At 73.6% G+C, this 24,163-nt stretch carries 1 protein-coding gene; it reads right to left on the bottom strand.

From position 1 onward, the window contains the following. Positions 1 to 3: 3 nt before the first annotated feature. The gene (locus ABD858_RS32520) at positions 4 to 24,135 is read right to left on the bottom strand and encodes a non-ribosomal peptide synthase/polyketide synthase (protein ID WP_345034098.1); all 24,132 of its coding nucleotides are present in this window, start codon (positions 24,133 to 24,135) and stop codon (positions 4 to 6) included. Positions 24,136 to 24,163: the final 28 nt, after the last annotated feature.

The raw sequence follows: 24,163 nt of genomic DNA, 5'->3' as shown, positions 1-24,163 counted from the left end.
GGGTCAGTCCTCCTGGTGGGAAAGGGTGGTGTCACCGGTGGCCTCGGCGAGGCGGGCGGCCAGGATCGGTCCGATCTGGGCCAGCGAGCCGGCTTCGGTCATCCGGTTGTGCCGGGTGGTGATCTCGTGTGATTCGATCCGGCCCGCGATGTACGGACGCCAGGTCGCGGGCCCGGCGTCGTCCCCGCCGCGGTCGATCGTCGAGTTGAACAGCAGCAGGTCGCCGTCGAACCCGGCGGGGACGAAGTCGACCGCCAGCTTCGCGTTGTTGATCATGATGTGGACGATGACCTCGATCTGCTGCTCCGTCAGGCCCTGCAGCGCGCTGCCCCGCCGGTTCAGGACCTCGGCGACCTCGCTGTAGGTCAGCTCCCGGTCGCCCAGCTCGTCCGGGTCGACGTCGAGCACACCGACGAGCACGTCCCGCTCGGTGGGCACGGGCATCTCCTCGAACTGCACGTCCTTCACCGGGTAGGCGTCGAGGACGGCCAGCAGCGCGGTCCGCTCGCCGCGCGCCTGGAGCTCGCAGGCGAGCGCGTGGGCGATCAGCCCGCCGGCGGACCAGCCCAGCAGCAGGTACGGGCCCTCGGGCTGGATCTTGCGGATCTGGTCGGCGTAGTCGGCCGCCATCTCCTCGAAGGACGTCGGCAGGGGTTCGGGGCGGCCGAGGCCGCGTGCCTGGATCGCGTAGACCGGGTGCTGGGGACCGATGTGGTTCAGGAGCCCGCTGTACGACCAGCTGATGCCGCCGCCGGGGTGGATGCAGAACAGCGGCGTGCTGGTCCCGGTCGAACGCAGCGGCAGCACCACGTCCAACGCGTCGTCGGGGTCGTCCATGACCAGGCGCTCGGTGAGACCGGCCACGGTCGGCGCCTCGAACAGCATGCGCAGGCCCAGCTCCAGGCCGAGGGTCTCGCGGACGCGGGAGGCCAGGCGGGCGGCCAGCAGCGAGTGCCCGCCCAGATCGAAGAAGTTGTCGTCGATGTGCACCTGTTCCCGGCCGAGGACCTCGGCGAAGAGGCCGCACAGCAGCTGCTCCCGCGGCGTCCGGGGGCCGCGTCCGGTGCCCTGCGCCCCGTACTCGGGGGCGGGCAGGGCGGCCCGGTCCAGCTTGCCGTTGGCGGTCAACGGCAGCGTGTCCAGGGTGACGAACGCCGACGGCACCATGTAATCGGGCAGTTCACGGCGCAGTCGCCCGGAGAGCTCGCCCGCCTCGGGCGTGCCCTCGGGGCCGGGCACCAGGTAGGCGACGAGCCGCTTGTCGCCGGGCCGGTCCTCGCGGGCGACGACGGCCGCCTGGGCGACGCCCGGGCAGCTCGCGAGGATCGCCTCGATCTCGCCGGGCTCGATCCGCAGGCCGCGGAGCTTGACCTGATGGTCGGTCCGTCCGGCGAACTCCAGTGTGCCTCCCCCAGCCTCCGGCCGGGGGTGCCCCCATGCCGGCCACCACGCCAGGTCGCCGGTGCGGTACATCCGGCTCCCGGGCGGCCCGTACGGGTCGGCGGTGAAGCGCTCCGCCGTCAGACCGGGTCGGCCGAGGTAGCCGCGGGCCACGCCCGTCCCCGCGAGGTACAGCTCGCCGACCAGGCCCGTGGGCACCGGCCGCAGGCGGTCGTCGAGGACGTAGGCACGCATGTTCGCCATCGGTCCGCCGATCGGCACGGTCGCGGCGTTCTCGGGGAGGCTGTGCACCGGGTGGCAGGTGGCCAGGGTCGTGGCCTCGGTGGGCCCGTAGCCGTTGACCACCTCGATGCCCGGGCAGACTTCCAGCACCCGGGCGACGGCGGCCGGGGAGACCACGTCACCGCCGGTCCACACCTCGCGCACCCCCGCGAGCAGGGCCGGCCGCTCCTCGGCGACCAGGCGGAACAGGCCGGCCGTCAGCCACAGTCCGGTCACCCCGTGCGTGCTGATCGTGTGCTGCAGCAGGTCGAGGTCGAGCCGCTCGGGCGGTGCGACCACGACCCGGCCACCGCTCAGCAGCGGCACCCACAGCTCGTAGGTCGAGAGGTCGAAGGCGGTCGGGGAGTGCATCAGCACCCGCTCGTGTCCGCCGCCGTGGTACTCCGGGGTGAGCGCGAGGCCCACCACATCGCGGTGGGTGACGGCCACGCCCTTCGGCCGGCCGGTCGAGCCGGAGGTGTACATCACGTAAGCCAACTGCCGCTGATCGCAGCGTACTTCGATGTCGGACGAGTCGGGCTCGCCCTCGATCAACGCGGTCAGCACGTCCTCGGTGAGCACCAGCGCGGCCCCGGCCTCCTGGAGGATCAGGTCGATCCGGGACTGCGGGAAGCGCGAGTCGAGGGGCGCGTAGGCGCCGCCCGCCTTGATGATCGCCAGGAGCGCCACGACGAGGTCCGCCGAGCGGTCCAGCAGCACCGCGACCGGTGTCTCCGGTCGTACGCCCTGACGGATCAGTGCCCGTGCGAGGCGGTTGGACCGCAGGTCGAGTTCCCGGTAGGTCAGCTCGGTGGCGCCCGCCACGACGGCCACCGCGTCCGGGGTGGCGCGCACCTGGCGCGCGAACAGCTCCGGCAGCGCGGCCTCGGGCAGCTCGACCGCGGCGCCGGTGGACTCGGACAGCAGCCGGCGGCGTTCCTCGCTGCACATGATGTCGATCCGGCTGATCGGCCGGCCGGGGTCGGTGACTGCCGCGCGCAGCAGCCGTGCCCAGCGCTCGAACAACAGCTCCACGGTGGCCGGTTCGAACAGGTCGGTGGCGTACTCCACCGCGCCGACCAGGCCGTCGGGGCCGCCGTCCGGGCGGAACTGCTCGGCCAGGCTGAACGTCAGGTCGACCCGCGAGGTCCCGGTCGACGCCTCCAGGTGGCCGGTCGACAGGCCCGGCAGCGCGAACTCGCCCACCGGCGCGTTCTGCAGGGCCAGCATGATCTGGAACAGCGGGTGGTGCGACAGCGAACGGGCCGGATTGACCACCTCGACCAGGTACTCGAACGGCACGTCCTGGTGGTCGTAGGCGGCGAGCGCCTTCTGCCGCACCCGGTCGAGCAGTTCGGCGAAGCCGGGGTCGCCACTCGTGTCGGTGCGCAGCACCAGAGTGTTGACGAAGAAGCCGACGAGGTCGTCCAGCGCCTGGTCGGTACGGCCGGCGATCGGGCTGCCGATCGGGATGTCCGTACCGGCACCGAGCCGGGTGAGCAGCGCGGCGAGGCCGGCCTGGAGCACCATGAACATGCTGGCGCCGCGCGCGGCGGCCAGGTCCCGCAGTGCCTGGTGCAGTTCGGGGTCCAGCCGGACCACGACCCGGCTGCCCAGCTGAGAGGCCACCGGCGGCCGGGGCCGGTCGGCGGGGAGCTGCACCTGCTGCGGAATGTCCGCCAGCTCGTCCTTCCAGTAGGCCAGTTGCCGGGCGAACAGGCTGTCCGGGTCGGCGGTGTCGCCGAGCAGGTCGCGTTGCCAGCAGGTGTAGTCGGCGTACTGCACCGGCAGCGGGGCCCACTGCGGCTCCTCGCCACGGCAGCGCGCCGTGTAGGCGGCCGCGAGGTCGCCGGAGAGCGGCCCCATCGACCAGCCGTCGGCGGCGATGTGGTGGACCACGACCAGCAGCACGTGCCGGTCGGGCGCGAGCGCGTACAGCTCCGCCCGGACCGGCGGCTCCGCCGCCAGGTCGAAGCCTCGCCGGGCCGTCTGCGCCAGCCGCTCGGCCAGCCGGCTCTCGTCGAGCTCGACCACCGGCAGCTCCGGGTGCGCCTGTGAAGCGCTCAGCACGACCTGGTACGGCACACCGTCCGTCTCGCGGAAGACCGTCCGCAGGCTCTCGTGCCGGGCGATCACGTCCGCGAGCGCGGCGTGCAGGGCCGGGCGGTCGAGTTCGCCGGTCAGGCTCAGCGCGAGCGGCATGTTGTAGGTGGCGCTCGGCCCGTCCATCCGGTGCAGGAACCACAGGCGGCGTTGGGCGAAGGACAGCTCCACGCTCCCCCAGCCTTCGGCCGGGGGTGCCCCCATGGGTCGCGGCCGGGCGGTCAGCGTGGGCCGCGCCGTGCCGGAGCCGTCGAGGCGGGCCGCCAGTCCGGCCACGGTCGGCGTCTCGAACAGCGTCCGGACTTCGAGCTCCGCGCCGAGGGTCGCCCGGACGCGGGAGGCCAGGCGGGTCGCCAGCAGTGAGTGTCCGCCCAGGTCGAAGAAGCTGTCCTCGACGCCGACCTGGGCCAGGCCGAGCACCTCGGCGAACAGCTCGGCGAGGAGCTGTTCCTGCGGGGTGCGCGGCGCCCGCCCGGCTCCGGCCGGGCCCAGGTCGGGCGCGGGCAGCGCGCGGCGGTCGAGCTTGCCGCTGGCCGTCAGCGGCAAGGTCTCCAGCGCCACGAACGCCGACGGGATCAGGTAGTCGGGCAGTCGCCCGCGCAGCCATTCGCGGAGTTCGCCGATGAGGGCGCCGGTGTCCCGGCTGCCGGTCGGGCGGTTGGTCAGCGACGACAGCGGCCTGCTGGTGGTCCGGGCCGACCGGTACGGCTCGACCGGGGAGCCGTGATGCGCCCACGGGTCGGCGAAGACGACGTCCAAGGCGTCGGCCACGGTAGCCGACCAGGTGACGCCCACCCAGCGGTCGAACTCCAGCCCGATGGCCCGGAAATCCTCCGGGTCCGGGAGTTCGCTCTCTTCCGGGCCGTGCAGCCGCTCCAGCAGCTCGGCAAGCGAGCCGTCGCCGTTCTGCACCGCCCGGGAAAGGGCGGCCTCGCGCAGCACCCGACGGTTCGGCACTCCGGTGATCCGCAGCACGTCAGCGGGCGGCTGGGCGAGGAGTTCGCGCAGCTCGGCCGGTCCCGCGAGCCGGCGTCCCCACTCCAGCTCGACCGTCTGGCCCGGGGCCGCCGGAACAACGGGGGCCTTGTGCAACGTCACGTCGTAGCGGTAGCGGGTCAGTTCGTTGTGGTGGCGGCCGCGCTTGACCTCCACGGCCACCGCGCCGATGTCCGTGCCGTGCTCCCGCAGGACGGTGAAGAAGTCCGGGTCGATCAGGAGTTCCTTCTCCACTCTGACGGCCTGCTCCACCGCGCGGCGCACCGCTGCGAGGTCGCCGTCGGCATCGGTGCGGTGCAGTTGGACCGCGGTGGCCAGCGGGCGCAGCAGCCGCAGGTTGCGGACGTCGCCGACGAAGAGCGTGCCGCCGGGGGCGAGCAGCCGCATCAGCTTCCCGATCACGTCAGCGAGGTAGTCGGCGGACGGGAAGTACTGCACCACCGAGTTGATCACGATGGTGTCGAACCGCCCGGCCGGCAGGCCGTCGGTGTCGTGCGCCGGGCGGGTCTGCAGCACCACACGCTCGGCCAGGTCGTCCTGCCGGGCGACCTGCGCGGTCAGCGCGTCGACCGCCGTGGCGGAGAAGTCCGTCGCCCAATAGGTCTCGCAGTGCGGTGCGATCTGCGAGAGCAGCAATCCGGTGCCGACGCCGACCTCCAGCACCCGCCGGGGGCGCAGGGCCAGGATGCGGGTCACGGTGGCGTCCCGCCATTCCCGCATCTGCTCGACAGGGATCGGACTCGCGTCGTAGCTGCTGTTCCAGCCGACGAAGTTCTGGCCGAAGTCGGCTTCCTCAGGGGTGATGGGCAGGGCGTCGTAGATGTCCTGCCACTCGCCCACGTGATCCGCTTCCAGGCCACTGTCCCGGGCCTCGTCCTGGTGCGGCACGACATAGCCGACGAGCCGGTCGTCCTGGGCGAGGACGGCGGCCCGGGCGACGGCGGGGTGCTCGGCCAGGGCCGCCTCGACCTCGCCGGGCTCGACCCGGAAGCCGCGCACCTTCACCTGGTCGTCGGCACGGCCGACATACTCCAGCTGGCCTCCCCCAGCCTCCGGCCGGGGGTGCCCCCAGCCCAGCCAGCGCACCAGGTCTCCGGTGCGGTACATGCGCTCACCGGCCCCGAACGGGCAGGCGACGAACCGTCCGGCCGTCAGGCCCGGCCGGTTCAGGTAGCCGCGCGCCAGCCCCGCGCCCGCGACGTACAGCTCCCCAGCCACACCCGCCGGCACCGGCCGCAGCCGCTCGTCCAGCACGTACACCCGGGCATTGGCGATCGGACGGCCGATCGGCGGCACGCCCGCCCCCGGGGACAGCGGGTCGCTCATCGTCGCGCACACCGTGGTCTCGGTCGGACCGTACGCGTTGACCATCCGGCGCCCGGACGCCCAGCGGTCCACCAGCTCCGGCGGGCACGCCTCACCCGCCACCACCAGTGTCGACACATGCACCGAGCCGTCCGGCACGGCGGCGAGGACTGACGGGGGCACGGTCACGTGGGTGACCGCGAGGTCGCGGTCGGTCAGCGCGGCAACCGGGTCCGCCGTCGGGGGCAGCACCAGGGCCGCGCCGCGCAGCAGGGCGGTGTAGATCTCCGACACCGAGGCGTCGAAGCTGGGCGAGGCGAACTGGAGCACCCGGCTGCCGGGTTCGATCGCGAAGCGCTCGATCTGTCCGGCGACCAAGCTCGCGACGCCGCCGTGGCCGACCACGACGCCCTTGGGGCGGCCGGTCGAGCCCGAGGTGTAGATCACGTAGGCCGGATGCCGGACGTCGAGCGCGACCACGGGGTCGGTCTCCGGCCATGCGGACACCTCGGTCACCAGCGCCGGGTCGTCGACCATCAGTGCCGGCCGGGCGTCCGCCATCATGTACGCGATCCGCGCCTGCGGGTACGCCGGATCCACGGGCAGGTACGCGGCCCCGGCCTTCAACACGCCCAGGACGGCCACCACGGACTCCACCGAGCGCGGCAGGGCCACGGCCACGGTCTGCTCCGGGCCGACGCCCCGGGCGATCAGTGCATGCGCGAACCGGTTCGCCCGTGCATTCAGCTGCCGATACGTCAACTCGGCATCGCCACACACCAGCGCGACCGCGTCCGGTGTCGCCGCCACCTGCGCCGCGAACGCCTGCGGCACCGGGACGGCATCCACCTCCCGGGCGGTCGCGTTGCCCCGCTCCAGCAAACGGTGCCGCTCGTCGGCGTCGAGGAGCTCGATCCGTCCGATCGACCGGTCCGGGTCGGCGGTGACCGCCTCCAGGAGGCGCGTCCAGCGCCTGGCGAGCGCTGCGACCGTCGAGCGGTCGAACAGGTCGGTGGCGTACTCCACCGCGCCGACGATCCCCGCCGGGCTGCCGTCCGGACCGAACTGTTCGACGAGGCTCACACCGAGGTCGAACTTGGCGGTCCCGGTGGCCACCGCGTAGGTGGCGACGTCCAGGCCGGGCAGGGAGAACCGGCCCATCGGAGCGTTCTGCACGGCCAGGATGGTCTGGAACAGCGGGTGGTGCGACAGCGAGCGGGACGGGTTCAGCACCTCCACCAGGTGCTCGAACGGCACGTCCTGGTGGGCGTACGCCGACAGCGCCGTCTCCCGGACCCGGTCCAGCAGCTCGGCGAATGTCGGATCACCGCTCGTGTCGGTGCGCAGCACCAGCGTGTTCACGAAGAACCCGACCAGATCGTCCAGCGCCTCGTCGGTACGTCCCGCGATCGGACTTCCGATCGGGATGTCCGTGCCCGCACCCAGCCGCGTGTACAGCGCCGCCAACGCGGCCTGCAGCACCATGAACAGGCTCGCGCCCGACCTTCGAGCCAACTCCACCAGGGCCGCGTGCAGTTCGGGGCTCAGCTCCAGGCCGACGTGGTCCCCGCGCCAGCCGGCGACAGCCGGCCTCGGCCGGTCGGCGGGCAGCTGGAGCAGCTCCGGAAGGTCGGACAGCTGACGCTTCCAGTAGTCGAGCTGTTCGGCGAACCGGCTCTCCGGGTCGGCGGTGTCGCCGAGCAGGTCGCGCTGCCACAGCGTGTAGTCGGCGTATTGCACCGGCAGGGCCGGCCAGTGCGGCGCGCGGTCCTCGCACCGGGCGGCGTACGCCTCGGCCAGGTCGCGGGCCAGCGGGCCGGTGGACCAGCCGTCACCGGCGATGTGGTGCATCACCAGCAGCAGCACGTGCTCGTCCGGTGCGAGTGCGAACAGCTCTGCCCGCAGCGGCGGCTGCGCCGCCAGGTCGAAGGGCTGCCGGGCGAACTCGGCGAGCCGCTCGAACAGTTCGGCCTCCGACACCTCGGTCAGCCGCGCCCGGGGCCGGGCCTCGGCCGGGTCCAGGATGAGCTGGCAGGGTACGCCGTCGACCTCCGGGAAGACCGTCCGCAGGCTCTCGTGCCGGGCCACCACGTCGGCCAGCGCCTCGTCCAGCGCCGCCCGGTCGAGTGTTCCGGTCAGCTGGAGCGCCAGCGGGATGTGGTAGGTCGCGGCGGCATTGTCCATGCGGTGCAGGAACCAGAGCCGACGCTGGGCGAAGGACAGCGGCACCGCCTCCGGCCGCTCGTGCGTGGTCAACGCCGGGCGTACGCGGCCGGCACCGGCCAGCGCCTCGGCCAGGCCCGCCACGGTGGGCGCCAGGAACAGCGCGCGCAGCCCCAGCTCCACACCGAGCACCGAGCGCACCCGCGCGGCCAGCCGGGTGGCGAGCAGGGAGTGCCCGCCCAAGTCGAAGAAGCCGTCGTCGACCCCGACCCGCGGCACGCCCAGCACCTCGGCGAACAACTCGCACAGGATCTGCTCCTGCGGGGTGCGCGGCGCCCGGCCGGCCTCGGCCGAGCCGAGGTCGGGAACGGGCAGTGCCGCCCGGTCCAGCTTCCCGCTCGGCGTCAGCGGCAGCACGTCCAGCACCACGAAGACGGCCGGTACCAGGTAGTCGGGCAGCCGGTCACGCAGGTACGCCGCCAGCTCCGCAGGGCTTGGGGGTCCCCCCGGCCGGAGGCTGGGGGAGGCCACATCGGGACGGGCCGCGACGTAGCCGATGAGCCGGTCGTCCCGGGCGAGCACGGCGGCCTGGGCGACGGCGGGGTGCTCGGCCAGCGCCGCCTCGACCTCGCCGGGTTCGACGCGGAAGCCGCGCACCTTCACCTGGTCGTCGGCACGGCCGACGTACTCCAGCTCGCCGTCGGTCCGGCGGCGCACCACGTCCCCGGTGCGGTACATCCGCGCACCCGCCGGGCCGAACGGGCAGGCGACGAACCGCCCGGCCGTCAGCCCGGGCCGGTTGAGGTACCCGCGCGCCAGACCGGGGCCGGCGACGTACAACTCCCCCGCCACCCCCGGCGGCACGATGCGCAGCCGCTCGTCGAGGACGTACACCCGGAAGCTCGCGACCGGCCGGCCGATCGGCGGTACGCCGGACCCCGGGGACAGCGGGTCGCTCATGGTCGCGCACACCGTCGTCTCCGTCGGACCGTACGCGTTGATCATCCGCCGGCCCGTTGCCCACCGGGCCACCAGCTCGGGCGCGCAGGCCTCACCCGCCACCACCAGGGTGGTGGCCGTGAGGTCGGTGCTCTCCACCGCGGCCAGGGCCGAGGGGGGAAGGGTCACATGGGTGACGTCGAGCCGGCGGTCCGTCAGGGCCTCCAGCGGGGCCTCGGACGGGGCCAGGACGAGGGCGGCGCCGGTGAGCACGGCACTGCACAGGTCCCAGAAGGACGCGTCGAAGCTGGGCGAGGCGAACTGGAGAACCCGGCTGCCCGGCGCCACGCCGAGCCGGTCGACCTGCGCCGCCACCAAACCCGACACGCCGGCGTGGCTCACCACGACGCCCTTGGGCCGGCCCGTCGAGCCCGATGTGTAGATCACGTATGCCGGGTGCCGGGCATCCACCACGACACCCGGATCGTTCTCCGGCCGGCCGGAAGCCTCGGCCACCAGTGCCGGATCGTCGACCACCACGGCCGGCTGCGCGTCGTCCAGCATGAACGCGATCCGTGCCGCCGGGTACGCCGGATCCACCGGCAGGTACGCGGCCCCGGCCTTCAGCACACCCAGGACCGCCACTACCGACTCCACCGACCGCGGCAACGCCACCGCCACGACCTGCTCCGGACTGACGCCCCGGGCGATCAGCGCGTGCGCGAACCGGTTCGCCCGAGCGTCGAGTTGACGGTACGTCACCTCGACATCACCGCAGACGAGCGCGACCGCGTCCGGTGTTGCCGTCACCTGCGTCGCGAACAGCTCCGGCAGGCTCACCCCGGCCGCCCCGCCCTCGACGGCGGGCAGCAGCTCGCGGCGCTCCTCGGCCGACAGCAGGTCGATCCCGCCGATCGGCTGGTCGGGCGCGGCGGCGACCGCGGCCAGCAGCCTGGTCCACCGGGCGACCAGGGCCTCGACCGTCGGGCGGTCGAACAGGTCGGTGCTGTACTCGACCGCACCGCTGAGCCCGGCCGGCGCGCCGTCGGGCCCGTGCTCCTCCGCGAACCCGAAGGTCAGGTCGAGCCGCGCGGTCCCGGTGAGCACGGTCACCCCGGAGACCTGGAGACCCGGCAGCTCGAAGTCACCACCCGGCGCGTTCTGCACGACCAGCCCGGTCTGGAACAGCGGGTGGTGGGACAGTGAGCGGGACGGGTTCAGCGCCTCCACCAGGTGCTCGAACGGCACGTCCTGGTGCGCGTACGCCGACAGCGCCGTCTCCCGCACCCGCCCCAGCAGCTCGGCGAAACTCGGATCACCGCTCGTGTCGGTACGCAGCACCAGCGTGTTGATGAAGAACCCGACCAGATCGTCCAGCGCCTCGTCGGTACGCCCCGCGATCGGACTCCCGATCGCGATGTCCGTGCCCGCACCCAGCCGCGTGTACAGCGCCGCCAACGCCGCCTGCAGCACCATGAACAGGGTCGCACCCGACCTTCGGGCCAACTCCACCAGCGCCGCGTGCAGTTCGGCGTCGATCCGGAGTTCCAGCAGGTCGCCGCCGTACGACATGGTGGCTGGGCGCGGCCGGTCGGCAGGCAGCTGCAGCTGCTCGGGCAGCCCGGCCAGCGCCTCCGTCCAGTAGGTGACCTGGCGGGCGAACACGCTGTCCGCGTCGTGCTCGTCGCCGAGGATCTCGTGCTGCCACAGGGTGTAGTCGCCGTACGTCACCGGCAACGGCGGCCATGCCGGAGCCCCGCCACCCTGCCGGGTGGTGTAGGCCGCGGCGAGGTCACGGGCGAGCGGGCCCATGGACCAGCCGTCCCCGACGATGTGGTGCATGACCAGCAGCAGCACGTGCTCGTCCGGCGCGAGCGCGAACAGCTCCGCCCGCAGTGGTACTTCCGAGGTCAGGTCGAACGCCCGTACCGCCGCCTCGCGCAGCAGGGTGGGCAGCTCCGCCTCGCCGGCGGCCGCGCGTACGGTCAGCGGGACGGCGACCTCGGTGGTGTCCAGCACCCGCTGGTACGGGACTCCGGCGGTGTGCGGGAAGACCGTGCGCAGGGTCTCGTGCCGGGCCACCACGTCCGCGAGCGCGGCGCTCAGCGCGGCCCGGTCGAGGTCGCCGGACAGCCGCAGGGCGAGCGGCATGTGGTAAGTGGCACTCGGCGCCCCGAACTGCTGGAGGAACCAGAGCCGGCGCTGGGCGAACGACAGCGGCATCGGTTCGCGGCGGGGCTGGGGTACCAGGGCCTGCCGCGCGGTGCCGGCATCATGCAGCCCGGCCGCGAGCCCGGCGGGTGTCGGCGCCCGGAACAGGCTGCGCAGTTCCAGCTCGACCCCGAGGGTCGCCCGGACCCGCGAGACCAGGCGAGTGGCCAGCAGAGAGTGCCCGCCCAGGTCGAAGAAGCCGTCGTCGACCCCGACCCGCGGCACGCCCAGCACCTCGGCGAACAACTCGCACAGGATCTGCTCCTGCGGCGTGCGCGGCGCCCGGCCGCCGGCGGTCGTGCCCGGCTCGGGCGCGGGCAGCGCCGCCCGGTCCAGCTTGCCGTTCGGCGTCAGCGGCAGCGCGTCGAGCAGCACGAACGCGGACGGCACCAGGTGGTCCGGCACCCGGTCGCGCAGGTACGCCGCCAGCGCCGCCGCGGTCGCCCCGGTCCCGGCCAGGGGGACGACGTACGCGACGATCCGGTCCTTCCGGGCGAGCACCGCGACCTGGGCGACACCCGGGTGCGCGGCCAGCTCGGCCTCGATCTCACCCGGCTCGACCCGGAACCCGCGGACCTTCACCTGGTGGTCCACCCGGCCCGCGAACTCCAGCTCGCCGTCGGCGCGCCAGCGGACCAGGTCACCGGTGCGGTACATCAGCGCGCCGGCCGGACCGTACGGGTTGGCGACGAACCGCGTGGCGGTGAGCCCGGGCCGGTTCAGATAGCCGCGGGCGAGTCCCGCCCCGGCGAGGTACAGCTCACCCAGCACGCCGGGAGCGACCGGTCGCAGCGCCGAATCCAGCACGTATGCCTGACAGTTGGCGATCGGCCGCCCGATCGGTACCGGCAGCGGGCAGTCGGCGGGGTCGGCCGGCAGCAGGTAGGCGGTGATCACATGGGTCTCGGCGGGCCCGTAGTGGTTGTGCAGCACCCGGCCCGGCCGGCGGGCCTGGAAGCGGCGTACGGCACCGCCGAGGCGCATCGCCTCACCGGCCTGGGCGACCAGCCGCAGGCCGGGCAGTTCCAGCCCGGCCTCCTCGGCGGCCTCGGCCAGCGCCTCGACCACCAGGTTGGGCGCGAACAGCTCCTCGACCCCGTGCCGGTCCAGCCAGCGGGCGAACAGCTCGGCGCTGCGGCGCTGCTCCTCGGTCGGCACCACGAGGGTCTTGCCGTACAGCAGCGCGGAGAGCGTCTCCTGCACCGAGACGTCGAAGCTGATCGCAGTGAACTGCGCGGTACGCGTGCCGGGTTCGCCACCGACGGACCTGTGGTGCCACGCCAGCAGGTTCAGCAGCCCGACGGCGGGCATCACCACGGCCTTGGGCCTGCCGGTGGAGCCCGAGGTGTAGATGACGTAGGCCGGGTGGCGCGTGTCCACGGCGACGGCCGGATCGTGCTCCGGCAGGTCCCCGTCCGGTGTGACCGCCGCGAGGTCGTCGAGCACCACGGTCGGCCGCGCGTCCTGGAGCATGTACGCGATACGGGCCGCCGGGTAGTCCGGGTCGACCGGGAGATAGGCCGCGCCCGTCTTGAGTACCGCGAGGACGGCGACCACCAGCTCGGTCGACCTCGGCAGCCGCAGGGCGACGACCTGCTCCGGCCCCACCCCGCGCGCGATCAGCGCGTGCGCCAGGCGGTTGGCCCTGCGGTTCAACTCCCGGTAGGTCAGCACGGTGTCCTCGAACACCACCGCCGAAGCCTGCGGGGTCGCCCGGACCTGCGCCTCGAACAGAGCGGGCAGGCCGGCATCAGGAGCCGGGCAGGCGGTGTCGTTGCGCGCGACCAGCAGCTCGTGCCGCTCCTCGGCGGTGAGGACGTCGATCCGGCTCAGCGGCCGGTCCGGCTCGGCGACCACCGACGCCAGCAGACGCAGCCACCGGGCGACCAGGGCCTCCACCGTGGCGGGGTCGAAGAGGTCGGTGCTGTACTCGACCCGCCCGACGATGCCCTCGGCCGGCCCGCCGGTGCCGCCGCGCTCCAGCAGGTGGAAGCCGAGGTCGAACATCGCCGTCGGCGTCCGCACCAGGACGATCTCGGCAGCCAGACCACTCAGCGTGAACTCGGTGCGGGGCACGTTCTGCAGCGCGAGCAGCACCTGGAACAGCGGCTGACGGGCGAGCGACCGGGACGGGTTGAGGGCCTCGACGACGTGCTCGAACGGCAGGTCCTGGTGTGCGTACGCGGCCAGCGCGCCCTCGCGGACCCGGCCCAGCAGCTCGGCGAAGGTCGGGTCGCCACCGGTGTCCGTGCGGAGCACCAGGGTGTTGACGAAGAATCCGACGAGGTCGTCCAGGGCCTCGTCGGTCCGGCCCGCGATCAGGCTGCCGACCGGGATGTCCGTACCCGCGCCGAGCTTGTCCAGCAGTGATGCCAGGGCGGCCTGCAACACCATGTACACGCTGGCGCCGTGCTCCCGGCCCAGCCGGACCAGCCCGGCGTGCAGTTCGGCGTCCAGTTCGATCGCGAGGTGGCCGCCGGAGCAGGAGGGGGTCGCGGGGCGAGGGCGGTCGGCGGGAAGCCGGATCTGCTCCGGCAGGTTTGCCAACTGCTCCGTCCAGTAGGCCTGCTGGCGGGCGAACAGGCTGTCCTGGTCGGCCGGATCGCCGAGCAGCTCGTGCTGCCACAGGGTGTAGTCGGCGTACTGCACGGGCGGTGGCGCCCACTGCGGCTCCGCGCCCTGGCGGCGTGCCGCGTACGCGGTGGCCAGGTCGGCGGCCAGCGGGCCGAGCGACCAGCCGTCACCGGCGATGTGGTGCATCACCAGGAGCAGGACGTGCTCGTCCGCCGAAACCTCGAACACCTGGGCACGCAGCGGCGGTTCGGCTGCGAGGTCGAATCCGCGCACTGCGGCCCCCGTCAGCAGTTCCGGCAGGTCCGTCTCGTCGGCCGTGGTGACCGACAGCCTCGGGCGTGCCTCTGCGGTGGCCAGCACCTGCTGGTGGGGCACTCCGTCCGCGGCCGGGAAGATCGTGCGCAGGGTTTCGTGCCGGTCGACGACGTCGCCCAGCGCCGCCTCCAGGGCCGCCAGGTCCAGTGGTCCCGAGAGCCGCCACGCGAGCGGCATGTTGTAGACCGAGCCGGCGCCCTCCAGCTGGCGCAGGAACCACAGCCTCCGCTGAGCGGACGACAGCGGCACCATCCCCCAGCCTTCGGCCGGGGGTGCCCCCATGGGCCGCTCCGCCCGCCCCAGGGCGAGCCGGGCCCGGTCCGCGCCGCCCATCCCGGCGGCCAGCCCGGCCACCGTCGGGGTCTGGAACAGGGTGCGCAGCGCCAGTTCCACGCCCAGGGCCGCACGGACCCGGGCCACCAACCGGGTGGCCAGCAGGGAGTGCCCGCCCAGGTCGAAGAAGTCGTCGTCGACACCGACTTGAGGCAGACCCAGCACCTCGGCGAACAACCCGGCCAGCACGTGTTCCTGAGGAGTGTGCGGGGCCCGGCCGACCCGCGACGCTGCGTACTCGGGCTCGGGCAGCGCGCGCCGGTCCAGCTTGCCGCTGGCGTTCAGCGGCAGGACGTCGAGGGAGACGAACGCGGCCGGCACCATGTAGTCGGGCAGCCGCTCGCGCAGGTGCGCCCGCAGGTCCTCCGGCCGAAGCTCCGCCCCGGTGGCGGGCACCAGGTAGGCGACCAGGCGGGTGTCCCCCGCCCGGTCCTGCCGGACGGTCACGGCGGCCTGCGCGACCTGCGGGAATTCCGCCAATGCCGCCTCGATCTCGCCGAGCTCGATCCGGAATCCCCGGACCTTGACCTGGTCGTCGATGCGGCCGAGGAACTCCAGGTTCCCTCCCCCAGTCTCCGGCCGGGGGGACCCCCATGCGCCCCACCGCACCAGGTCACCGGTGCGGTACATCCGCGAACCGCTGGGACCGAACGGGTCCGCCACAAACCGTCCCGCGGTCAGGCCCGGCCGGTTCAGGTAGCCGCGCGCCAGCCCCGCACCAGCGATGTACAGCTCACCCGGCACACCCGCGGGCACCGGCTGCAACGCGGCGTCGAGCACATGCAGCCGGACACCGCCGAGCGGCCGGCCGATCACCTGGCGCGGGCTCGACTCCAGCGGTGCGAAGGTCGAGTCCACCGTGCACTCGGACGGCCCGTAGTAGTTCAGGCAGGACACCCCCTCGGCCGCCCGCAGCCGCTCCCACAGCTGCTCCGGAACGACCTCCCCGCCCAGCCCGACCACCGACGGACGCCACCGCGGGTCGTCCAACAGGCCATGTTCGACGAGGACTTGCAGGTAGGACGGGGTGCCGCCGACAGTGTCCAGCCCGACCCTCGCGGCGTACTCCAGGTAGGCGTCAGGGTCGGACCACGTCGCCTCGTCCAGGACGTGCAGCTCGTGGCCGGCGTACAGGGCGAACATCTGGTCGCAGGAGCCGTCGAACGACACGGACGTGGTCAGCCCCATCCGCACCCGCTCTCCCGTCCGGAAAATCAGCGGACACTGGTTGGCGAACAGGTTGAACAGGCCGCCGTGCGTCGCCACCACACCCTTGGGCCTGCCGGTGGAACCGGAGGTGTAGATGACGTAGACCGGATGGCCCGGATCGACAGCCACCGCAGGGTCCGTCGCCGGGCAACCCGCCACCAGCCCGGCCGTCTCCGGGTCGTCGGCCACCAGCCACCCGGCCGGACCGTCCGGCAGCCGACCCCGGGTTCGGGAGTCGGTCGCCATCAGGACCGGCCGGGCGTCGTCGAGCATGTATGCGATCCGCGCGGCCGGGTACTCCGGATCGACCGGGAGGTACGCGGCGCCGGTCTTCAGCACCGCGAGGATGACCACCACCAGCTCGGCCGACCTCGGCAGCGCCACTGCCACCAGCCGCTCCGGCCCCGCGCCCCGCGCGATCAGCGCATGCGCCAACCGGTTCGCCCGCGCGTCCAACTCCGCATACGTCAGCGATGCTTCCGGCCCCACCAGCGCGACGGCGTCCGGAGTCGCACGGACCTGAGCCCGGAACAGCTCCGGCAGGCTCTCGGTGAAGGCCTGGGCCGCCGGGCCGGTACCCAGCGCCGTCAGCTCACCGTGCTCCTCGGCGGTGAGCAGGCCGAACCGGCTGAGCCGCCGCTGCGGGTCGGCGACCACGGCGCGGAGCAGCCGCTCCCACCGCTCGATCATCGTCTCGACGGTGGCCGGGTCGTACAGGTCGCCGGTGTACTCGACGGACCCGTCGATCCCCTCCGGGGTGCCGTCCTGCGCGTATCGCTCGGACATGGTGAAGATCAGGTCGAGCTTGGCGGTGGTCGACGTCGACGGCATGTCGCCGACGCGCAGCCCGGGCGGCGCGAAGTCGGCCCGGGGTGCGTTCTGCAGCACCAGCATGACCTGGAACAGCGGGTGGTGCGCCAGCGATCGGACCGGGTTGAGGGCCTCGACCAGGTACTCGAACGGCAGGTCCTGGTGCGCGTACCCGGCCAGCGCGGTCTCCCGGACCCGGCCCAGCAGTTCGGCGAACGTCGGATCGCCCGAGGTGTCGGTACGGAACACCAGGGTGTTGACGAAGTAGCCGACCAGCTCGTCCTGCGCCTGGTCGGTACGGCCCGCGACCGGGCTGCCGACCGGGATGTCGTCGCCCGCGCCGAGCTTGCTCAGCAGCACCGCCAGCCCGGCCTGAAGCACCATGAACAGACTGGTGCCGTGGGCGCGGGCGAGCTCGAGCAGCCCGCGGTGCAGCTCGGCGTCCAGCCCGGCACGCACGGAACCGCCCCGGTGCGAGGCGACCACCGGGCGGGGCCGGTCGCCGGGCAGCTGGAGCTGCTCGGGCAGATCGGCCAGCTGCCGGGTCCAGTAGGCCGCCTGGCGGGCGAACAGGCTGTCCCCGTCGGCCGCGTCGCCGAGCAGCTCGTGCTGCCACAGGGTGTAGTCGGCGTACTGGACCGGCAGTTCCTCCCACTGCGGCTCCTCGCCGCGGCAGCGCGCCGCGTAGGCGGTGGTCAGGCCCTGTGCGAGCGGGCCCAGCGACCAGCCGTCACCCGCGATGTGGTGGAGCACCACCTGGAACACGTGCTCGTCCGCCGCCAGCTCGAACAGCCCGGCACGCAGTGGCACATCGACCGCCAGGTCGAACCTGCGGGCCTTCGCTTCCGCCATGACGTTCGGCAGCTCGGACTCAGTGGTCCGGCTGACGAGCAGCCGCGGGCGGGCTGCCTCGACATCCAGCACCTGCTGGTACGGCACGCCGTCGACCGCCGGGAAGACGGTGCGCAGGCTCTCGTGCCGGGCCACCACGTCCGCCACGGCGGACTCCAGGGCCCGCCGGTCCAGATCCCCGGACAGCCGCCAGGCCAGCGAGATGTGGTAGTTCGCGCTGGCGCCCTCCAGCTGGTGCAGGAACCACAGCCGCCGCTGCGCGAACGACAGCGGGATCACCTCGGGGCGCTCGCGCCGTGTCAGGGCGGTCTGCGCCGGTCCGGCCGCCACCAGGGCGGCGGCCAGGCCGGCCGGGGTCGGCGCCTCGAACAGGGTGCGCAGCGGCATTTCCACGCCGAGCGTCGCGCGGATCCGGGCGGCCAGGCGGGTGGCCAGCAGCGAGTGCCCGCCCAGGTCGAAGAAGCCGTCCTCGACGCCGGCCGACGCCACGCCCAGGACCTCGGCGAACAGCTCGCAGAGGATCTGCTCCTGCGGGGTGCGCGGCGCGCGGGCGGTGGCCGCCGGGGCGAGGTCGGGGGCGGGCAGGGCCCGGTGGTCCAGCTTGCCGTTGGCGGTCAACGGGAGCGCGTCCAGCAAGACGAACGCCGACGGCACCATGTACTCCGGCAACCGCTCGCGCAGGTGCCCACGCAGGTCGGCCGAACTCGGTGCGGCGCCCGCGGCCGGCACCAGGTACGCGACCAGCCGGGTGTCGTCGGCCCGGTCCTGCCGGGCCAGGACGGCGACCTGGGCGACACCGGGGTGCGCGGCCAGCGCCGCCTCGATCTCGCCGAGCTCGATCCGGAAGCCGCGCACCTTCACCTGCTGGTCGGCCCGGCCGACGTAGCGCAGGCTGCCGTCCGCCGCGCGGCGCACCACGTCGCCGCTGCGGTACATCCGCGATCCCTGCGGTCCGAACGGGTCGGCCACGAAGCGCCCGGCGGTCAGGCCGGGCCGGTTCAGGTAGCCGCGCGCCAGTCCTGCACCCGCGACGTACAGCTCGCCGGGTACGCCCGGTGCCACCGGCCGCAGGTGGGCGTCCAGCACGTACGTCCGCAGGTCCGCAATGGCCACGCCGATCTCGCCGCCGGCGGTTCCGGCCCGGTCGAGCGCCGCGTACGTGACGTGCACCGTGGTCTCGGTGATGCCGTACATGTTGACCAGCCGCGGCGCGTCGTCCGGGTGCCGCTCGTACCAGTTCGCCAGCCGAGCGTGCTCCAGCGCCTCACCGCCGAACACCACCGTGCGCAGCGCGAGCGAGCGGCCGGTCTCCGGGCCTTCCGCGTCCGCCCGCATCAGCTGGTAGAACGCGGACGGCGTCTGGTTGAGCACGGTCACCCGTTCGCGGGCGAGGAGCTCCAGGAAGCGGCCGGGCGAGCGGCTGGTCTCGTGGTCCACGACCACCAGACGGCCGCCGTGCAGCAGCGGACCCCACAGCTCCCACACCGAGAAGTCGAAGGCGTAGGAGTGGAAGAGCGTCCAGACGTCCTCGGCGGAGAAGCCGAACAGCTTCTCCGTGGTGCCGAACAGCCGCACCACGTTCCGGTGCGGGACCACCACGCCCTTGGGATCGCCGGTGGAGCCGGAGGTGTAGATGACGTAGGCGGCGTGGCCCGGGTCGAGGGGGACCTCCGGGTCCGTGTCCGGCAGCCCGTCCAGGTCGTCGGCGTCCAGCAGCAGCCGGTCCACCGGGTCCGCGCCCGGCAGGTCGCCGATCCGGCTCGTGGTCACGAGGAGCGCGGGCCGGGCGTCCTGGAGCAGGTAGGCGATCCGGGCGGCCGGGTACTGCGGGTCCACCGGCAGGTAGGCGCCGCCCGCCTTCAGCACGGCGAGCACCGCCACGACCTGCTCCGTCGAGCGCGGCAGGGCCAGCGCCACGCGCTGCTCCGGTCCCACCCCCCGGTCGATCAGGGCGTGCGCGAGCCGGTTCGCGCGGGCGTTCAACTCTCCGTATGTCAGGGTGACTTCGCCGTCCGTAAGGGCGATGGCGGCCGGGTTCGCCCGTACCTGCCGCTCGAACAGCGCGGTCAGGCTGCTCTCCGACGGCCCCTCGCTCCGGTCGGTACGCGCCGGGAGCAGCGCGCGGAGCTCGTCGGCGGACAGCACGTCCACCTGGCCGATCCGCCGGCCGGGGTCGGCGACGACGGCGCGCAGCAGCCGCAGCCACCGCTCGACGATCCCGGTCACGGTGGCCTCGTCGAACAGGTCGGTGCTGTACTCCACCACGCCCGACAGCCCCTCCGTGTCCGGCTGTTCGGCCAGGATGAAGGTCAGGTCGCACTTGGCCGTCCCGGTGTGCACCAGGTCGGCCGTCACCCGCAGCCCTGGCAGGTCGAAGGCGCCGAGCGGCGCGTTCTGCAGGGCGAGCATGGTCTGGAACAGCGGGTGGTGCGCCAGCGACCGGGCCGGGTTCAACGCCTCCACCAAGTGCTCGAACGGCACGTCCTGGTGCGCGTACGCGGCCAGCGCGTCGGCCCGCACCCTGCCCAGCAGTTCGGTGAACGACGGGTCGCCGGAGAGGTCGGTGCGCAGCACCAGGGTGTTGACGAAGAAGCCGACCAATTCGTCCGCGGCCTCGTCGGTGCGTCCGGCGATCGGCGTGCCTACGGGTACGTCGGTGCCCGCGCCCAGCTTGCCCAGCAGGGCGGCCAGCCCTGCCTGGAGCACCATGAAGAGGCTGGCCCCGCCGTCGCGGGCGAGCGTCCGCAGGCCCTGGTGCAGCTCGGCGTCGATTCGCACCGGCAGGTGGGCGCCCCGGTAGGACATCGCGGACGGCCGGGGCCGGTCGAACGGCAGCTCGACCTGATCGGGCAGGTCCGCCAATTGCTCGTGCCAGTAGGCGAGTTGGCTGTTCAGCAGGCTGTCCTGGTCCGAGCCGTCGCCGAGCAGCTCGCGCTGCCAGAGGGCATAGTCGGCGTACTGGACCGGCAGCGGCGACCACTCCGGCTTCGCGCCCTCGGCGCGGGCCGTGTAGGCGGCTGTGAGGTCCCGCGAGAGCGGCCCCATCGACCAGCCGTCGCCGGCGATGTGGTGCACCACCAGCAGCAGCACGTGCTCCTCGGCCGCCAGCTGGAAGAGTTCGGCGTGCAGCGGCGGCTCCTCGGCGAGGTCGAAGCCGTACCGGGCCGCCTGCGCCAGCCGCTGCGGCAGCTCGCGTTCGCCGAGCTCGGTCATCCGCAGCCGCGGCCGCACCTCCTCCGGGTCCAGCACCCGCTGGCACGGCACGCCGTCGACCGTCGGGAAGACGGTGCGCAGGCTCTCGTGCCGCTCGACCACGTCCGCCAGGGCGGCTTCCAGGGCCCGCCGGTCCAGGCCCCCGGACAGACGTAGGGTCAGCGGGATGTTGTAGGTGGCGCTCGGGCCCTCCATGCGGTGCAGGAACCACAGCCGTCGCTGCGCGAAGGACAGCGGGACGGTCTCCGGCCGCTCGCGCCGCCCCAGCGCCGGACGCGCCCGGCCCGCGACATCCACGGCCGCCGCCAGTTCCGCGACCGTCGGCGCGTCGAACAGGTCGCCGAGCCGCAGCTCCACGCCGAGGAGCGAGCGGGCCCTGGCGACCAGCCGGGTGGCCAGCAGGGAGTGCCCACCGAGGTCGAAGAAGCTGTCGTCCAGCCCTGGCTCGGCCACCCCGAGCACCTCGGCGAACAGCCCGACGAGCAGGTGCTCGGTCGCGGTGCGCGGTGCGCGGCCCGGCGCGGCGGGCTGTCGCTCGGGCGCCGGGAGCGCCCGCCGGTCGAGCTTGCCGTTCGGGGTCAGCGGCAGCGCGTCCAGCAGCACGTACGCGGCCGGCACCATCTGCCGGGGCAACCGGTCCCGCAGGTGGTCGCGCAGGGCGGTGCCGGACACGGTGGCGCCGGGCTCGGGCACCGCGTAGGCGACCAGCCGGGGTTCCTCCTCGGTGCGCACCATCACGGCGGCCCGGGCGACCTGCGGGTGCTCGGCGAGGACGGCCTCGATCTCGCCGAGCTCGACCCGGAAGCCGCGGATCTTGACCTGGTCGTCGGTGCGGCCGAGGAACTCCAGGTTCCCGGCCGCGTCCCAGCGCGCCAGGTCCCCGGTGCGGTACATCCTCCCTCCTTGCCCGCCATCGGGCAGGAGGGGCCCACCGCTCGGCCCGAACGGGTCCGCGACGAACCGCCCGGCGGTCAGCCCCGGCCGGTTCAGGTAGCCGCGGGCCAGCCCCGCGCCCGCGATGTACAGCTCACCCGCCGCACCGGTCGGCAGCGGCCGCAGGGCACCGTCGAGCACGTACAGCCGGGTGTTGGTGACCGGTCGGCCGATCACCGGGCGTGGGCTCGACTCCAGCGGCGCGACCACCGAGTTGACGGTGCATTCGGACGGTCCGTAGAGGTTGAGGCAGGACACGCCCTCCGCCGCCCGCAGCTGCTCCCACAGCCGCTCCGGGACGGCCTCGCCACCCGCCGCGACCAGTGCCGGGCGCCGCTGCGGATCACTCAGCAGCCCGTGGGATACGAGCACTTGGAGGTAGGACGGGGTGGCTTCGAGGTAGTCCAGTCCGCAGCGCGCCGCGTAACCGACGAAGGCGTCGGGGTCGGTCCAGGTCGCGTGCTCCAGGACGTGCAGTTCATGGCCCCCGAACAGGGCGAGCAGCTGGTTCCAGGAGGCGTCGAAGGACACCGAGGTGGTCAGTGCCACCCGCAGCCGCTGCCGCTCCTTCAGCACCGGCGCGAAGTGCACCTGCCGGAGGTCGGTGAGCAGGTCGAGCAGGCCGCCGTGGGTCGGCAGCACGCCTTTGGGCCTGCCGGTGGAACCGGAGGTGTAGATGACGTACGCCGGGAGGCCCGGGTCGACGGCCACCATCGGGTCGGCCGCCGGGCAGTCGGTCACCAGGGCGGCCGTCTCCGGGTCGTCGAGCACGAGCCGGTCGACGGGCCCGGCCTCGGGCAGCCGCCCCTCGCTGCGGGAGTCCGTGACCAGCAGGGCCGGCCGGGCGTCGTCGAGCAGGTACGCGATCCGGGCGGCCGGGTACTCGGGGTCGACCGGCACGTACGCCGCGCCGGTCTTCAGCACCGCGAGGATCGCCACCACCAGCTCCGCCGAGCGCGGCAGGGCCACCGCCACCCGCCGCTCCGGACCCGCTCCCCAGGCGATCAGGGCGTGCGCCAGCCGGTTGGCCCGCACGTCCAGTTCCGCGTACGTCAGCGAGACGTCGCCGCACACCAGCGCGACCAGGTCCGGAATCGCCCGGACGTGCTCCCGGAACAGCTCCGGCAGGCTCGTGGCCGGGGCCTGCGCCACCGGACCGGCGCCGAGCACCGCCAGCTCGCGACGCTCCTCGGCGGTGAGCAGTTCGATCCGGCCCACCGGCTCGTCCTGGTCGCAGTCCGCGAGGGTGTCCAGCAGCGCGAGCAGCCGCTGCTGGTGGCCGACGAGGTCGTCGGGGCCGTACGCCTCCGGCGAGCCGTGCAGCCGGAGCAGCGGCGGGTTGCCGTCCCGGTAGTCGAAGACCCAGACGGCGAGGTCGGTGGTCGACCCGGACACGAAGTGGTGCACGGAGGCCGGGTGCCCGGCGAAGCTCGGCCTGGAGTTGAAGGCCATGATGTTGACGATCAGCGGGAACGCCGTCCCGATGCTGCCGGGGGCGCCGAGGTCCCGCAGCAGGTCCTCGCTGCGGTAGCGCTCGTGCGCGACGGCCGTCTCGACCTCCCGCGCCGCCTGGGCGACGAGTTCGCGCCACGGCATGTCCGGCCGCACCGTCAGCCGCAGCGGCACCACGTTGGACATCGTGCCCGGCACCGCCGTCAGGTCGCGGTCGGCGCCCCGACGCGCGGTGACGGGCAGGGCGAGCACCACGTCCTGGTTGCCGGTCAGCCGGTGGGCGTAGAGCGCCGTCGCCGCGACCAGCAGCCGGGACCACCGGACGCCGGACCGTCCCGCCGCCGCCCGCAGGGCGTCCGGGCGGCGCAGTTCCCGCTCCTCGGCCAGCAGGAGGGCGCGGTGCGGGTCGGTCGCGGAGGTGTCGGTGAGCCGGGTCGGGGCGGGCAGGTCGGCGAAGCGCTCGGTCCAGTAGGCGCGGTCGGCGGCGAAGTCGGTGGAGGCGCGGTAGGCGGCGTCGCTGTCGACCAGGTCCCGCAGCGGGCCGAACGGGCAGGGCGGCACGGCGCCGCCATCGGCCAGTGCCGAGTACACGTCGCCGACCCGCTGCCGGAGCATGGAGCTGCTGATCGCGTCCAGCACCACGTGGTGGTAGTTCAGGTACCAGAGGTACTCCGTCGGCGACGCCTTGATCAGCGCGTGGCCGAACAGCGGGTCACGGGCGAGGTCCAGCGGGCGCAGCAGGTCCCGCTCCATCCATTCCACGGCAGCCGCCCGGGGGTCGGGCTCCCCGCTGAGGTCGAGGTGGGCCGGAGCCCAGTCCCAGCTCTCCCGGAGGACCTGGCGCGGGCCCTCCCCGTCGTCGACGAAGGTCACGTGCAGGGCGTCGACCTCGTCGACCACCCGGCGCAGCGCGGTCTCGAACAGCTCCCGGTCCACCGGCCCGTGGATCTCCAGGCACTCGCCGACGCGATAGCCGGGAATCGGCGTCCGGGAGCGCTGCTCGGCGAGCCAGATCTCGCGCTGGGCCGCTGTCAGGGGAAGGGCGTCACCATCGCGACGGGACATGGGGGTACCTCCGAAGGTGTGGGCAGGC

This window comes from Streptomyces sannanensis, from assembly GCF_039536205.1.
In the GTDB taxonomy this organism is placed as follows: domain Bacteria; phylum Actinomycetota; class Actinomycetes; order Streptomycetales; family Streptomycetaceae; genus Streptomyces; species Streptomyces sannanensis.
Note: the sequence above shows the minus strand (reverse complement) of the source record. Positions and strands in the feature narration are given on the sequence as shown.